The sequence below is a fragment of the Nocardiopsis oceani genome (assembly GCF_054777395.1).
The window spans coordinates 14,937-28,963 of sequence record NZ_BAAHAR010000012.1; the positions used below are offsets into that span (position 1 = coordinate 14,937).

At 69.4% G+C, this 14,027-nt stretch carries 9 protein-coding genes and 1 riboswitch; of the genes, 5 read left to right on the top strand and 4 right to left on the bottom strand.

Annotation, left to right across the window (positions count from 1 at the left end; all coding sequences use genetic code 11):
- Window positions 1-80: 80 nt before the first annotated feature.
- Entirely contained in the window at window positions 81-1,553 is a 1,473-nt protein-coding gene (locus tag ACYVDG_RS08695) for a polysaccharide deacetylase family protein (protein ID WP_460748002.1), read from the bottom strand.
- A gap of 217 nt (window positions 1,554-1,770) precedes the next feature.
- Window positions 1,771-3,336: a polysaccharide deacetylase family protein gene (locus ACYVDG_RS08700; protein ID WP_460748260.1), complete on the bottom strand. Its 1,566-nt coding sequence runs from the start codon at window positions 3,334-3,336 to the stop codon at window positions 1,771-1,773.
- A gap of 268 nt (window positions 3,337-3,604) precedes the next feature.
- A riboswitch (cobalamin riboswitch) is annotated at window positions 3,605-3,789 on the top strand.
- 156 nt (window positions 3,790-3,945) lie between these two features.
- On the opposite strand from ACYVDG_RS08700, the gene metE reads away from it, so the two are divergent.
- Window positions 3,946-6,222, top strand: coding sequence for a 5-methyltetrahydropteroyltriglutamate--homocysteine S-methyltransferase (metE, locus tag ACYVDG_RS08705; RefSeq protein ID WP_460748005.1), 2,277 nt, complete (start codon window positions 3,946-3,948; stop codon window positions 6,220-6,222).
- A 197-nt stretch (window positions 6,223-6,419) separates the two neighbouring features.
- Here the strand turns inward: metE and ACYVDG_RS08710 are convergent, their stop codons facing one another.
- Both ACYVDG_RS08710 and ACYVDG_RS08715 read right to left on the bottom strand, forming a co-directional pair.
- Window positions 6,420-7,475: a DUF3558 domain-containing protein gene (locus ACYVDG_RS08710; protein WP_460748007.1), complete on the bottom strand. Its 1,056-nt coding sequence runs from the start codon at window positions 7,473-7,475 to the stop codon at window positions 6,420-6,422.
- A gap of 581 nt (window positions 7,476-8,056) precedes the next feature.
- Complete coding sequence (locus tag ACYVDG_RS08715) at window positions 8,057-9,115, bottom strand: coiled-coil domain-containing protein (protein ID WP_460748009.1); 1,059 nt, start codon at window positions 9,113-9,115, stop codon at window positions 8,057-8,059.
- 663 nt (window positions 9,116-9,778) lie between these two features.
- On the opposite strand from ACYVDG_RS08715, the gene ACYVDG_RS08720 reads away from it, so the two are divergent.
- The 4 genes from ACYVDG_RS08720 (at window position 9,779) to ACYVDG_RS08735 (ending at window position 13,968) form a co-directional block, all read left to right on the top strand.
- Window positions 9,779-10,735 (top strand): methionine ABC transporter ATP-binding protein, encoded by a 957-nt coding sequence (locus tag ACYVDG_RS08720; RefSeq protein ID WP_460748262.1) that lies wholly within the window; start codon window positions 9,779-9,781, stop codon window positions 10,733-10,735.
- Window positions 10,732-11,460 (top strand): methionine ABC transporter permease, encoded by a 729-nt coding sequence (locus ACYVDG_RS08725; protein ID WP_460748011.1) that lies wholly within the window; start codon window positions 10,732-10,734, stop codon window positions 11,458-11,460. The genes ACYVDG_RS08720 and ACYVDG_RS08725 overlap by 4 nt, the downstream gene beginning before the upstream one ends.
- 90 nt (window positions 11,461-11,550) lie before the next feature.
- Window positions 11,551-12,408, top strand: a complete 858-nt coding sequence (locus ACYVDG_RS08730) for a MetQ/NlpA family ABC transporter substrate-binding protein (RefSeq protein WP_460748013.1) — start codon at window positions 11,551-11,553, stop codon at window positions 12,406-12,408.
- Between the two features lie 162 nt (window positions 12,409-12,570).
- Window positions 12,571-13,968 carry a GH1 family beta-glucosidase gene (locus ACYVDG_RS08735; protein ID WP_460748015.1) on the top strand — a complete coding sequence of 466 codons (1,398 nt, stop codon included), beginning with the start codon at window positions 12,571-12,573 and terminating at the stop codon, window positions 13,966-13,968.
- Window positions 13,969-14,027 lie beyond the last annotated feature (59 nt).

Consider the following 14,027-nt stretch of genomic DNA (forward strand, 5'->3'; position numbering starts at 1 on the left):
TCTCGAACGCTCTGAGCCGTCCGGAAGCGGCCGGTGGGGGTTGTGTGCCCCGCCGGCCGCAGTGCCGAGTGCTGCGCGGCCTACCAGTCGCCGTCCCAGCCGTCCGGGTACATCCTGCCGGGCGAGGGGCCGCCGAGCGCCTGGGTGGTGGTCACGAACTCGAAGTCGTCGGCCCGGAGCTCTTCGATGATCTCCGGAACGGCCACCAGGGTGGCGGGCTGGGGGTCGTGCAGCAGGACTACCGCGCCGTGGTCGACCTCCGTGAGCACGTGCTCCACGATCTCGTCGGGGTCCAGCCCGTCCCAGTCCTGGCTGTCCACCGTCCACATGATCTCCGCCATGTCCTGTTCCTCGACCTCGGCGTTGACGTCCGCGTCAGTGGCGCCGAAGGGCGGTCGGAACAGGTCCACCGTGTACCCGGTCTGTCGGCGGATCATCGCGCTCACCGCCGCCACCTGGGCGGTCAGCTCCTCGGCGTCGTCGATCCGGTTCAGGGGGTCGTGCTCGTCGCCGTGGTTGGCGATCTCGTGTCCCTCGGCGTAGGTCCGCCGCAGTACCCCCGGACGGGTGAGGACCGGGCCGCCGTTGAGGTAGAACGATGCGGTCACCTCCTCCTCGTCCAGAATGTCCAGGAGGTGCGGTGTGGCTTCAGCCGGCCCGTCGTCGAAGGTCAGCGCCACACACTTGGTCTCGCCGTCATAGCAGTCCACGCCCTCTTCACCGGCGGTGAAGACGCCGGGCGGGTCGGTGTCAGCCTCTTCTTCGTCCGCTGCGCCCTCCTCGCCGTCGGCCTGTGGCAGGTCCAGGTCGGGCTCGTCCACGAGGGAGGCTTCCCTGGCCCGCTCTCCCAGGTCCGACAGCAGCGGCGCGGCCTGTTCGTGCTCGACCACCACGGTCTTGCGGCCGGGCTCCGCGTCGGGCACGTGCTCCTCGACGATGGGGGACAGGTGTCCGTCGTCGAACTCCACGACCAGATCGCCGTCGTCGTTGAAGCCGATCGAGTCGTAGGTCCGCAGCACCGGCCACAGGCCTTCGACGTCCACGTCCTCGTCCTCGGCGAGCTCCTCGCGGGCGATGCTGTTGAGCTCGTCCAGTTCCTCCTGCCCGGCCAGGAGCTCGGTGGAGTAGGCCGCCGTGTCCGTCGCGGCGTCGTACCAGTAGGTCGAGTAGCCCTCGCGGAGCCCGTGCATGTCCTCCTCGGTGCGCAACAGGCGCACCCCCAGCACCCCGTCCCCGGCTGCGGCCAGCTCCCAACCGATGTCCAGGCTCACCGGATCGCGGGTGCCCGCGCGGAAGTCCTGGACCTCGTCGTCCACCCGGGCGGCGAGGGCTTCGGTGAACGCCTCCGCGCCCGCCAGCTCCGGGTAGGCCACGCTGACCTCCACCCCCTCGGGCTCATAGGGGTGGTCGGGAAAGTCCTCCGCGTCGCCCTGCCACTCGGTGACCTCCTCGTCGGCGTCCTCCGCCGCCCCGTCCACCAGTACCGTCAGCCGGTCCGGGTCGCCCCCGTCCGCCCCGGTCTCACACGAGGCCAGGGGCAGGGCCAGCGCCACCAGTATCGCCCCGGGCCAGAGCGGATGGCGGCGGCCCGCCCGGGACCGGGGAACAGTCCGGTCCGGTTCAACTCTCCTCGACGACAAAACCCGACTCCCTCGTCCCATTACAGGGTGCTCACACGGCTGCTGGGAGCAACATAGGCGACAACACCCCTGGCCCCGGGGCTGTGACCACATGTGGACACAGCCCCGGGCCGGGATCGCGCACCGGGAGTCACTCTTCGTCGCCGGCGGCATCCTCCTCAGCGTCGTCCTCGTTCTCCTCGTCGTCCGTCTCCGGGGGTTCGGGGAGGCCGTCGTCGTAGGTCTGGCCGGGCTCGGTGGTGCCCAGCATCTGGGTCACCGTGACCATGGTGTACCCGCGTTCGTCCAGTTCACGAATGATGTCGACGGAGGCGTCGATGGTGGTGTCGTGGATGTCGTGCATGAGTATGATCGCGCCGTCCTCGGCGCCGTCGACGGCGCGCTCGGCCACCAGGTCGGCATCGCGGTCCCTCCAGTCGCTGGTGTCCACGCTCCACATGATCTGCGCCAGCCCGAGGTCCTCGGTGACCTCGGCGACGGTGTCGTCGGTGGCGCCGTAGGGCGGGCGCATCAGGTCCATCGTGTAGGCGGTCTCCCGGTACACCAGGGCCTGGGTCGCCTCCAGGTTGTCGCGGGCCGACCCCGCGCTGGTCTCGGTCAGGTTCGGGTGGCTCAGGGTGTGGTTGGCCAGCTCGTGGCCCTCCGCGTAGGTGCGGCGCAGGATCCACGGGTTCTCCATCACCGGGTGGCCGGTCACGAAGAAGGTGGCGCGGGCGTCGTGCTCGTCCAGGGCGTCCAGCAGCTCGGGGGTCCTGCCGCCGGGGCCGTCGTCGTAGGTCAGGGCCACGCAGTCGGTGTCGGGGTCGGAACAGTCCACAGCTTCCTCGTACGGGGCCAGCTCGCCGGGCGCACCCTCCGCGGAACCGTCCCTGTCCGTCTCGGGGGCCTCGTCCACGGAGAACTCCTGCACGCCCGTGGTGGCTGCCTCGCGCACGCGCAGCCCCAGGTCGGACAGGAGGGCGTCGGCCTCGTCGCGGTCGATCACGGCGTGGATCCGGCCCTCGTCGGCCGGGGCGACCTGTCCGGCGTCGAACTCCACCACCAGGTCACCGTCGGGGTTGAAGCCCACCGAGTCGTAGAGGGCGCTGATCGGGTGCAGGGCGGAGGACTCGGCGGGGCCGTCGGCCACGGCCTCGCGCACCTGGTCGTTGAGCTCGTCCAGTTCCTCCTGCCCGGCGAGCAGGTGGGTGGAACCGTGGACGGTGCCGGTCTCGGTCTCGTACCAGAAGGTGCTGTTGCCCTCGCGGGTCTCCTCGGAGTCGGTCTCCTCGGTGGTGATCCGAACCCCGAGGATCCCCTCTTCGGCCGCGGTCAGGCCCCATTCGCCCGTGAACGAACTCGCACCGGGGTTGGCGGCGTCGAAGGCGTGCACCTGGGCGGTCAGGGTGCGGTCCAGGAAGTCGGTCAGCGGCGTGGCGTTCGGGATGACGGGGTAGGCGACGCTGACGTCGCTGTCGCCCTCGTAGTCGATCTCGGTCTCGTCGATGCCGGAGACCGCGTCGGGGTCCACGGTCGTGAGTTCGTCCGGTTCACCGGTGGCCGGGAGGCGTTCCTCTTCAACCTCGGGTGGGTTGGCCGCGTTCTGGGCGTCGGCCGGTTCCCCGAGGGCACCCGAGGACCGGGTCGCCAACAACACCAGCCCCAGTAGGACGACTATGGCGATCACGACCGTCATAAGGGGGCGATCGGGGGCCATCGTCGGGCGGACCTGCTGATTCACCTGTGTTTCTCCACGTTCATCGTCAGACGAACATTCGCGGGGAGGCGGGGGCGCGCTCTCCCACGTAACTCTGTTGTCGGGTGTGATGCCGGGCACACGGCGGGGGTTTCGCGTCGCGGCTCCGGGTTCGGCTCGTGGCCGGGGGCGGCCATGCCGGGTTCAAGGGCGGAGGGGGCTCTCCCTATACTTGCAGTCGTGGAAGGTACACGCTCCATACTTTTCGCCCCGGACCCCATCCGGGGCGGGTGGTGCGTGTCGAGAGAGGGAACCCGGTGCGAATCCGGGACTGCCCCGCAGCGGTGAGTGGGAACGACCGTCGCCATAAGCACTGGTGTACCGACCGGAACAGTCGGAAAACCGGGAAGCGGTGACTGCTAGGAAAGCCGGCTCTGCAGCCGGAAACGCCCACGAGTCCGAAGACCTGCCTCCACCCGGCGGCGCACCCGTGCCGCCGGTGGTCCCGTGCCCCGAGGGAGGGCCGAGGACGGAGACGACCGTGCGCGCATGACGCGCGCGTTTCGGTGTGTCCGCGTCCTCGCTCACCTCGCGGCCGGGATCTGGCTTTCGACGAGGGAGAGAAGCTACATGGCCAAGAACTCGGCGGCCTCCCAGCCGTCCGTTCGTTCGACGGTGCACGGTTACCCGCGCATCGGTCCCGACCGCGAACTCAAGCGCGCCAGCGAGTCCTACTGGAAGGGCGGCACCACCGCCCAGGAGCTCGACGCTGTCGCCGCCGGCCTCCGCAAGGGCGTCTACGCCCAGCTGCGCGAGGCGGGCGTGGACGACATCCCCTCCAACACGTTCTCCTACTACGACCACGTGCTGGACACGGCGGTCCTGTTCGACCTCGTGCCGTCCCGCTTCACCTCCCCGGCCCAGGCCGAGGACCGGGACGAGCAACTGCGCCGCTACTTCGCCCTCGCCCGCGGTGAGCAGGGGGCCCCTCCGCTGGAGATGACCAAGTGGTTCGACACCAACTACCACTACCTCGTCCCCGAACTCTCCCCGAGCACCAGGCCTCGCCTGGTCGGTGACAAGCCCGTCGCCGAATTCCGCGAAGCCTCCGAGGCCGGATTCCAGACCCGCCCCGTGCTGGTCGGTCCGCTGACCTTCCTACTGCTGTCCAAGGCCGCCGACGACGCCCCCGAGGGCTGGGAGCCCATCGAGCTGCTCGACCAGCTCCTGGACGCCTACACCAAGCTCCTGGGCGACCTGAAGGCGGCGGGCGCCACCGAGGTCCAGCTCGACGAGCCGATCCTGGCGACCGACGAGGGCCGTGCCGCCGTCGGCCACCTGGAGCGCGTCTACCAGCGCCTGGGTGCCCTCACCGAGCGCCCCTCGCTGCTGGTCTCCGCCTACTTCGGCTCCATCGGCTCCGCCGCCCTGCGCGTGCTCAAGGAGTCGCCGGTGGAGGCGGTCGGCCTGGACCTGGTCACCGACAACGAAGGAGTCGCCGACCTCACCGCGGTCACCGGTCTGGGCGCCACCCGCCTGGTCGCGGGTGTCGTGGACGGCCGCAACGTCTGGCGCGCCGACCTGCCCGCCACCGTCGCCGAACTCGGCACCCTGCTGGGCTTCAGCGACGAGCTCACGGTGAGCACCTCCTGCTCTCTGCTCCACGTCCCCATCGACCTGGACGCCGAGACCGAACTCGCGCCCGAGCTGCGCGAGGCCCTGGCCTTCGCCAAACAGAAGGCCAAGGAGGTGGCCCTCCTGGGCCGCGTGCTCTCCGAGGGCGGCGACGCCGAACTCGGGGCGTCCGAGCCCCGGACCCCGGCCTTCACCGACGCCCGGGTGCGCGCCCGTCTGGACGCCCTGGGCAAGGACGCCTACGAGCGTCCCGAGGACCGCGGGGCGCCCAGCGAGGTCACGCTCACCACGACCACCATCGGCTCCTTCCCGCAGGTCCCGGAGCTGCGCCGGGCCCGTGCCGCGCACCGCCGCGGCGAGCTGCCCACGGAGGAGTACCACCAGGTCCTCCGTTCGGAGATCGACCGCGTCATCGCGCTCCAGGAGGACATCGGCCTGGACGTCCTCGTCCACGGTGAGCCCGAGCGCAACGACATGGTCCAGTACTTCGCCGAGCAGCTGGACGGCTACGCCACCACGCTGAACGGCTGGGTGCAGTCCTACGGTTCGCGCTGCGTGCGTCCGCCGATCCTGTTCGGTGACGTCTCGCGCCCTGAGCCGATGACGGTCGAGTGGATCACCTACGCCCAGTCGCGCACCGACAAGCCGGTCAAGGGCATGCTGACCGGTCCGGTCACCATGCTCGCCTGGTCGTTCGTCCGCACCGACCAGCCGCTCGGGGAGACCGCCCGCCAGGTCGGTCTGGCCCTGCGAGACGAGGTCGCCGACCTGGAGCGCGCGGGTATCCGCCACATCCAGGTGGATGAGGCCGCCCTGCGCGAGCTCCTGCCGCTGCGCGACGAGCAGCGGCAGGCGTACCTCGACTGGGCGGTCAACTCCTTCCGACTGGCCACGTCGGGGGTCGCGGGAAGCACGACCATCCACACGCACATGTGCTACTCGGAGTTCAACCAGATCGTCGGCGGCATCGAGGCGCTCGACGCCGACGTCACCAGCGTCGAAGCGGCCCGTTCACGGATGGAGCTGGTCGAGGAGCTGGGGCGGCGCGGCTACAAGCGCGGCATCGGCCCGGGCGTCTACGACATCCACTCGCCTCGGGTGCCCTCGGTGGACGAGATCGAGGGTTCACTGCGCCTGGCGGCCGCGCACGTCGATGCCGGGAACCTGTGGGCCAACCCGGACTGCGGTCTGAAGACGCGCGGTTACGCCGAGACCGAGCAGGCCCTGCGCAACATGGTCGAGGCGGTCCGCCGCGTGCGAGCTGACCTCTAGGACGTCCAGGGAGTCTCCGACTCCTTAGAGCGCCTTCGGCGCTCAGCCGCGCCCGGTCACCCTCTCTCGGAGCCGGGCGCGGTCGGTAAGGCGACAACGCGAGACTCGACGGATACGCCGAAGGGGGCCGCGGCACGTGCCGCGGCCCCCTTTTCTCTGCAGTTTTCGGGTGTTCCTCTCCAGCGAGAGGAGCGGAATCAGGTACCGACGACGTTCAGCGCGTCAGCCGCCGCGTCGACCATGATGTCCTCGAGGTCGCTCGGCATTTCGAGAGCCGCCTTGGCTTCGTCGTCGCCGAGGACGTCGTTCAGCTCGTACTCGACCCGGATGTTGAGGTTCTCCGTACGCACCACCACAGCGGCGAAGGGGAGTGCGTCCCCGAGGATGTCGTTCCTGGTGTGCACGTAGTGGGCCTCGTCGCCCAGCCCGTCGATCTCGTTGCTCTCCTCGAGGTGCTCGGCCTCGTACATGGCGTAGCTGCCCTCGCCGGTGAAGTCGTCGACCGACCGCTGGAAGTCCTCTCCGGCCCGCTCGGTGGAGTCGCTCGCGGTGTAGGGGACCTCGTAGATGATCCGGAGGCTGCCCGTCGCGTCGTCGCCGTTGCCTTCGGGGGCGTCACCGCGGCCGGTGCAGCGGGCGCTGTTGTCGGAGACCGACTTGTCGCCGCCATCGGCGATCAGGAAGTTGGCCGAGATCTCGTCGGTCACGGCGTCGCAGGGCTCGGTCGGCACCTCGAAGGGCGGCTCACCGGCGGGACCGGCGTCGCCGTCGGGCTCGGTCGTGGTTTCCTCGTCGCCCGACTCGTCGGGCTCGTTCTCTTCCTCGTCGTCGGTGGTCTGCGACGTCTCGTCGGGGCCGGCCGCGACCTCATCACCTTCGTTGCCGTTGGTGACCAGCATGACGACCACGGCGATCACCAAGACGATGATGATCGCGCCGCCGCCGATGACCACCCACAGGCCGGCTTTGCTACCGCCACCGCCCTGGGGAGGCTGTCCGGGGGGCGGGAACCCGCCGGGACCGCCAGGAGGACCGTAGGGCGGCTGGCCGCCGGAGTACATGCCCTGGTCCTGCCCGGGGCCGCCTGGGCCCGGGTACGGGCCTCCGGGCTGGCCGAATCCGGGCTGGCCGGGCTGACCGGGGTCGCCGTAGGGGCCTCCCTGCGGCTGGCCGAAAGGCGGCTGGCCGCCGGTGCCGTCCCCGCCACCGTAAGGATTCTGCGGTGGCTGGTTGTAAGGTCCGTTTTCGCTCATGGCTCCCCTCGCCCGGTGATGTGCTAACCGTTTTCTCTGGGACGCGTGTGCGCGCCGGTGGGTTCTCACGAGTTCCCGTGGTGACCGTCGGCGGATCGCCGGGCGGATGACAGCACGGGGAACCGTGGGGGAGGCGGACCCGCTTCCGCGCCGGGCCCGCGGGCGAGTGCGGGGTGGCGTGGGCGGGAGTTCCCCGTGTCGTGAGGAGGTCCCCGGTGATACGGGGTGCCGACCGCCGCGATTGGAGCCGACGGGTCGGTTACCCGCAGGCCAGGGGTCGGGACGTGTTGCATCCTAACTGGGTGGGCCGGGCCCGTGGCAGGGCGGACCTGGGGTAGTAGGGAAGATCGTCACCGTTTTGTGCTTCTCGCGAGGAGACTCACCATTGGCGTTGCGCAATTGTGACATCGTTTCGTGGACATCGCGCATTGGGGCCAGGTAATAGAGTTCGGCCGAAAAAAAGGCCTTTGGTCCCGGGATGTGGGCGATAAACCTTTCCGGGTGATGTGCCTTACTGCGAGGGGTAGTGGCCACTGGGCAAGGGGTGAAACCTGTGACCGGTTGTGGCCATGGGGGCGCGATCAGAACATCGAGATGTGCACGTGGTCGAAGTGGTTCTCGGTGAGGTTGCCGCGGTCGGCCATGTCGCGCCAGTCGGTGTCGCCCCGGCGCACGTCCCAGATCTGCTGCCGGTAGATGATGTACATGACCCCGAGGTCCTCGGCGTTGTCCATGGCGTACTCGGAGATGTCCCAGCCGCGCTGGACCTCCTCCTCGGTGGGCATCCCGCCGCTCGCGTGCAGCATGAAGTCGCAGGCCCGGCCCAGGGGGTGCTCGCCGACGACGAAACCGCCCTCCTCCCGGAAGCAGCCCACGCCGCCCACGTCGTCGCCGCGGCCGAACTCCTCGATGATCGTGTCGCGCATCTGCTCCGTGCGCGGGGTGAGGTTGTTGTGCGATTGCATGGGCTGGTCCGGGTGGTCGGCGATCAGGCGCCGCACGTCCATCCGCCGATCCTCCAGCTCGTCCATGTCCTCCTCGACCTCGGCCAGCCGCTCTTCCGCGTTGGCTTGGGCCACCTCGTCACGGGACAGCGCTTGGTCGAGCTGGTCGATCTTGTCCTGGTTGGTGGTGGACAGGTAGTCGATGATCATGGCGCGGTCGATGACCTCTTCGGGCTCGGCCTCGACGAACAGTGACATGGAGGGGTCGATGCCGCTGCTGGTGTAGGTGGCCACGGCCAGGGAGCGCACCTGGTCACGGGCCTCCTCCACGTCCTCGCGCGTGGATTCGGCGCGGTCCTCCGCCCGTTCGGCCTCCTCCAGAACGGCCTCCATGTCGCGCAGCTCGCCCTCGTACTCGTCGGTCAGCTCGTCGGCGCGGGACTGGAGGTCACTCATGCTCTCCGGTTCCTGGGGCGCGAAGTGGGGAGCCAGGGCGGCCGCGGCGGAGACGGGCACCGTGAACGCGATGGCGACGAAGGAAGCGGCGAGCACGGCGGTCCGGGTCCGTGCAGGGCGCAGAACGGCAGGCAGGAGCTCGATACCGTCGGCGAGGGCTTCCCGCCACGTGTAGTCGGAGGGATCGGGGGCCCAGAAATCGGCGTAGTCGTCCACTCGGCTCGGATCTTCGGGCTGCACGGTGTGGTCGCTCCTTGGGCTCACACGCGTCCCCTGCGGGCACGGGGGCGCTGTGGGCGCGTCTTCTCGTCTTACCCGGGCGGGGCGCGCGGCCGCCTTAGGAGCTGCCTGGCCCTCGGCACTCACGACGCGCTGCGGCGGGGAGAGTCACGGGATGCTCAAGAGTGTAGGCACTCGCGCGGCCCTTCGGGAGGGACAGGCTGATTCCATCTCCCAATAGAGGCCGCGATGTGGCATAACTAACCACATACAGGCTCGGCATTTGGCCGGATCGACCGCTCTCGCCATGGTTGAGTGGGTGGCGTGAAGGCTCCTGAGCACGGTAAAGCGACCCCCGCCTGCAGGGCGGACACCACCCGGCGGTGTGTTCCGCTGCCCGGTGGCCGTTGTCGGCTGCCCCGTCGCTGTCCGGTGCCGCGCCAGTTCTGACACGCGCCGTACCGGGCACCACACGCCGGAGCCGGTCTCGGGCCCGCCCACGGGCCGCCCGTTCCGAGCCCTGACCGCCGGAAACACCGGCGCGTCGCCGACGTCCGCCGGCCGAGCGCTTCGTACGCTCGTGAGTGGGCGTCACATCCAGGCTGAGTCCAGAGCCCTCCCCTGCCCGAGGGCAGCCGCTGGACACCACCGCCAGACGTCGATGGGAAATCCGTGATTGACGCAGTGGGTCTACACAAGACCTACAGGTTGAAGAACCGCCAGGTGCACGCCCTGAACGGCGTGGACCTGCATGTCGAGTCCGGCGAGATCTTCGGGGTCGTGGGCCAGAGCGGTGCGGGGAAGAGTACTCTCCTGCGCTCGGTCAACCTCCTCGAACGCCCGGACAGCGGCACCGTACGCGTGGGGGAGGAGGAGCTCACCTCTCTGCGCGGTTCCCGCCTGCGTGCGGCGCGGCGGAGTATCGGCATGGTGCACCAGCACTTCGCCCTGCTTTCCTCCCGCACGGTCGCGGGCAACGTGGGGTTCCCCCTCGAGGTCTCCGGGGTGTCCCGCGCGCAGCGGGCCGCCCGCGTGGGGGAACTCCTCGAACTGGTGGGGCTGGGAGACAAGGCACGCGCCTACCCCGCCCAACTCTCCGGCGGTCAGAAGCAGCGTGTCGGTATCGCCCGTGCGCTCGCTTCGGACCCCAAGGTGCTGCTGAGCGACGAGGCCACCTCGGCGTTGGACCCGGCCACCACCGACTCGATCCTGTCCCTTCTCCGCCGCCTGCGCGACGAGCTGGGGCTGACCATCCTGTTGATCACACACGAGATGGACGTGATCAAGCGGATCTGCGATTCCGCGGCGATCATGGAGGACGGTGAGTTCCGGGAGTCCGGCCGGGTGCTGGACCTCATCGGAACGCCGGGCTCGTTGCTGGCGCGCTCGCTCTTCCCCCTTCCGGACAACGGCGGCCCGGAGACGGTGGTCATCACCTACCCGCGCTCCTTCGACGAGCCGTTCATGTCGGAACTCACCCGCCGTTTCGACGTGGACGTGAACATCCTCGGTGGCGGCGTGGAGCAGGTCGCCGGGCAGTCCGTGGGTCGGCTCAGCGTCAACATGCGTGGTGAGCGCCGACGCGACGCGCTCACCTACCTGTCCGAGCACGGCCTGCTGGTCGAGGAGGCCGGAAAGTGACCATCAACCCCGCAGATGCCCTCGTCCTCGCTGGCGGGGGTGCCGCTTCCGCAATCACCAACTTCTTCCTGGACTGGCCCAACATGTGGCCCAGCCTCTGGCTGAACACCCAGGACACCATCTACATGGTGTGGTGGGCGACCGTCTTCAGCGTCCTCTTCGGCCTCCCGCTGGGTGTGCTGCTGGTCGCCACCGACAAGGGCGGCCTGGTCCCGGCCCCGGCCGTGCGGGCCGTGCTCAGCGCGCTGGTCAACATCGGCCGTTCCCTGCCCTTCATCGTCCTCATGGTCGCGGTGCTGGCCTTGACCAGGCTCCTGGTCGGCACCACCCTGGGCCCAACGGCCGCAATCGTGCCGTTGAGTATCGGCGCCATCCCGTTCTTCGCGCGCCTGGTGGAGACCTCCCTGCGCGAGGTCGACCGCGGAGTGATCGAGGCCGCGCACGCCATGGGCACCCGCAAGTTCACGATCGTGGGCAAGGTGATGCTCCCCGAGGCGATGTCCGGCCTGATCGCCGGCCTGGTCATGACCGTGGTCACGCTCATCTCGTACTCGGCCATGGCCGGGGCCATCGGCGGCGGCGGTCTGGGCGACCTCGCCATCCGCGAGGGCTACCAGCGCTTCAACGACCACTACCTGTGGGCCACCGTGATCCTGCTGGTCGTCATCGTGCAGGTCGTGCAGAGCTTGGGCGACCTGGTGGTGCGCAGGCTCTCCCGGCGCTGACGCCGAAGGCAACCGACCCCTCGAACCCCGGTTCCCGACCCCCGCATCCCCCTTCCGAAGCGGTACGGATCGAACGGCAAGGAGAGAGCGATGACAGGGAGTGCGAACGCGTTGAGGGGGGCTGCGGTGGTCGGCGCCACTGCGGTCCTGCTCGCCGGCTGCGGCAGCCCCAGCGAGCGGGCCGCCGACAACGGCGGCGGTGACGACGACGTGGTGACCTTGCGGATCGGAGCCACCCCGCTGCCGCACGCGGAGATCCTGGAGTTCGTCGACGACGAGCTGGCGGCCGAGGCAGGGTTGGCCATCGAGGTGGTCGAGTACACCGACTACAACCAGCCGAACGCGGCGCTGGCCGAGGGCGAGCTGGACGGGAACTACTACCAGACCGTCCCGTTCCTGGAGGAGTACCTCGAGGGCAACCCGGACACGGACCTGACCTATGTGGCGGACGTGCACCTGGAGGCGTTCGGCCTGTACTCGGAGGAGTTCGAGGACCTGGGCGAGCTGTCCGAGGGCGCCGAGATCGGTGTTCCCAACGACGCCTCGAACATGGACCGGGCGCTCCAGCTCCTGGACCAAGAGGACGTGATCGGTCTGGCCGACGGTACGGAGGGACAGGCCTCGGAGGAGGATGTCGAGGAGAACCCGCACGACATCGCGATCACCCCGGTGGAGGCCGCGCAGCTGCCGCGTTCCCTGGAGGACGTGGACGCGGCGGTGGTCAACGGCAATTACGCGCTGGAGGCCGACCTCACCGAGTCCGCCAACGTGTTGGCCTGGGAGGAGACCGAGGACAACCCGTACGCCAACGGTCTGGTGGTGCGTTCGGAGGATGCCGAGGCCGAGGACCTGGTCCGGCTCAACGAACTGCTGCACACGCCTGAGGTGCGCGACTTCATGGAGGAGCGCTGGCAGGGCATCGTGCTCCCGGTCGGCGGAGAAGAGTGACGAACCGGCCCCGGTGGGAGCTCCCACCGGGGCCGCGGGCGCGGCCGAGCGACCCCGGTAACGTTTGGGTCTCGGGGGTGCTGTACTCCGTTGACTTCGAAGGATGCGTCTGATTCGGTGAATGGGAGCGCTCCCAAAGTATGGAAGGTGCGTACTGAAGCAGTGAGTAATCCGAACGATTTCCCCGAGGGCTTCCTCTGGGGGGCGGCGACCGCCTCTTTCCAGATCGAGGGCGCCACCACCGCCGACGGGCGAGGCCGCAGTATCTGGGACACTTTCGCCGAGACCCCCGGCAAGGTCCTGAACGGGGACACGGGCGACCCCGCCGACGACCACTACTACCGCTACGCCGAGGACGTCGCGCTCATGAAGCGGCTCAACCTCGACGCCTACCGCTTCTCCATCGCCTGGCCCCGCATCGTCCCCGAGGGGTCGGGGACCGTGAACCAAGCGGGACTGGACTTCTACGACCGACTGGTCGACAGCCTCCTGGAAGCGGGCATCCAGCCCTGGGCGACCCTCTACCACTGGGACCTGCCCCAGCCCTTGGAGGACGCCGGCGGCTGGCCCGCCCGCGACACCGCCCACCACTTCGCCGAGTACTCCAGGATCGTCGCCGAAGCCCTCGGTGACCGGGTGAGCCACTGGATGACCGTCAACGAACCCTGGTGCGCGGCCTTCCTCGGCTACGAGAACGGCCACCACGCCCCCGGCCACCGGGACGCACCCGCTGCCCTGGCCGCCACCCACCACCTCCTGCTCGGGCACGGTCTCGCCGCCGAGGCGATCCGCTCCACCGGGCACTCCGCCAAGGTCGGCATGGCCCACAACCAGGCGGTCATCCGGCCCCACGGAGCCAACGCCGCCGACGCCCGGGCGGCCCGCCGGGCGGACGGTGTCCGCAACCGCATCTTCACCGACCCCCTGCTCAAGGGCGCCTACCCCGCCGACGTCCTCCAGGACCTCTCCGAGATCAGCGACTTCTCTTTCGTGCTGGACGGCGACCTGGAGACGATCTCCACGCCGCTGGACTTCCTGGGCGTCAACTACTACTCACCCGAGTTCGTCGCGGGTTCGGCCAAGGGGCTCGACCCCGCCTTGGTCAGCGGCGAGGGCGAAGCCTGGCTCGGCGCCGACCCCGACGAGGTGCACGTTTCTCAGGGGCTGCCCGTCACCCACATGGGCTGGGAGATCGATCCCACCGGCCTTTTCGACGTCCTCCAACGCCTGGCGGGGGAGAGCGGCGGGATCGACCTGTACGTGACGGAGAACGGATGTGCTTTCGAGGACACCGTCAGCGAGGACGGCGCGGTTCACGACCCCGACCGCACCGCCTACTACGAGGGCCATCTCAGGGCCGCCAAGGAGGCCATCCACGCCGGTGTGCCACTGCGCGGCTACTTCGCCTGGTCACTTCTGGATAATTTCGAGTGGGCATGGGGATACTCCCGCAGGTTCGGCATCGTCCACGTCGACTACGACACGCAGGAGCGCGTCGTGAAGGACACTGGACACTGGTACGCGGAACTGGCCAGAACCAGCCGCTTCCCTGAGCGGTAAACCACGAGTGTTCGTGGGGCGCCCCGGCGGGGCGCCCCACACGCGTTCGTAGCGGGCTC

Bases quoted from the DNA above. Each gene is read 5' to 3' on its own strand.
- ACYVDG_RS08700 (WP_460748260.1), bottom strand. From the start codon at position 3,336: ATGGCCCCCGATCGCCCCCTTATGACGGTCGTGATCGCCATAGTCGTC.
- metE (WP_460748005.1), top strand. From the start codon at position 3,946: ATGGCCAAGAACTCGGCGGCCTCCCAGCCGTCCGTTCGTTCGACGGTG.
- ACYVDG_RS08710 (WP_460748007.1), bottom strand. From the start codon at position 7,475: ATGAGCGAAAACGGACCTTACAACCAGCCACCGCAGAATCCTTACGGT.
- ACYVDG_RS08730 (WP_460748013.1), top strand. From the start codon at position 11,551: ATGACAGGGAGTGCGAACGCGTTGAGGGGGGCTGCGGTGGTCGGCGCC.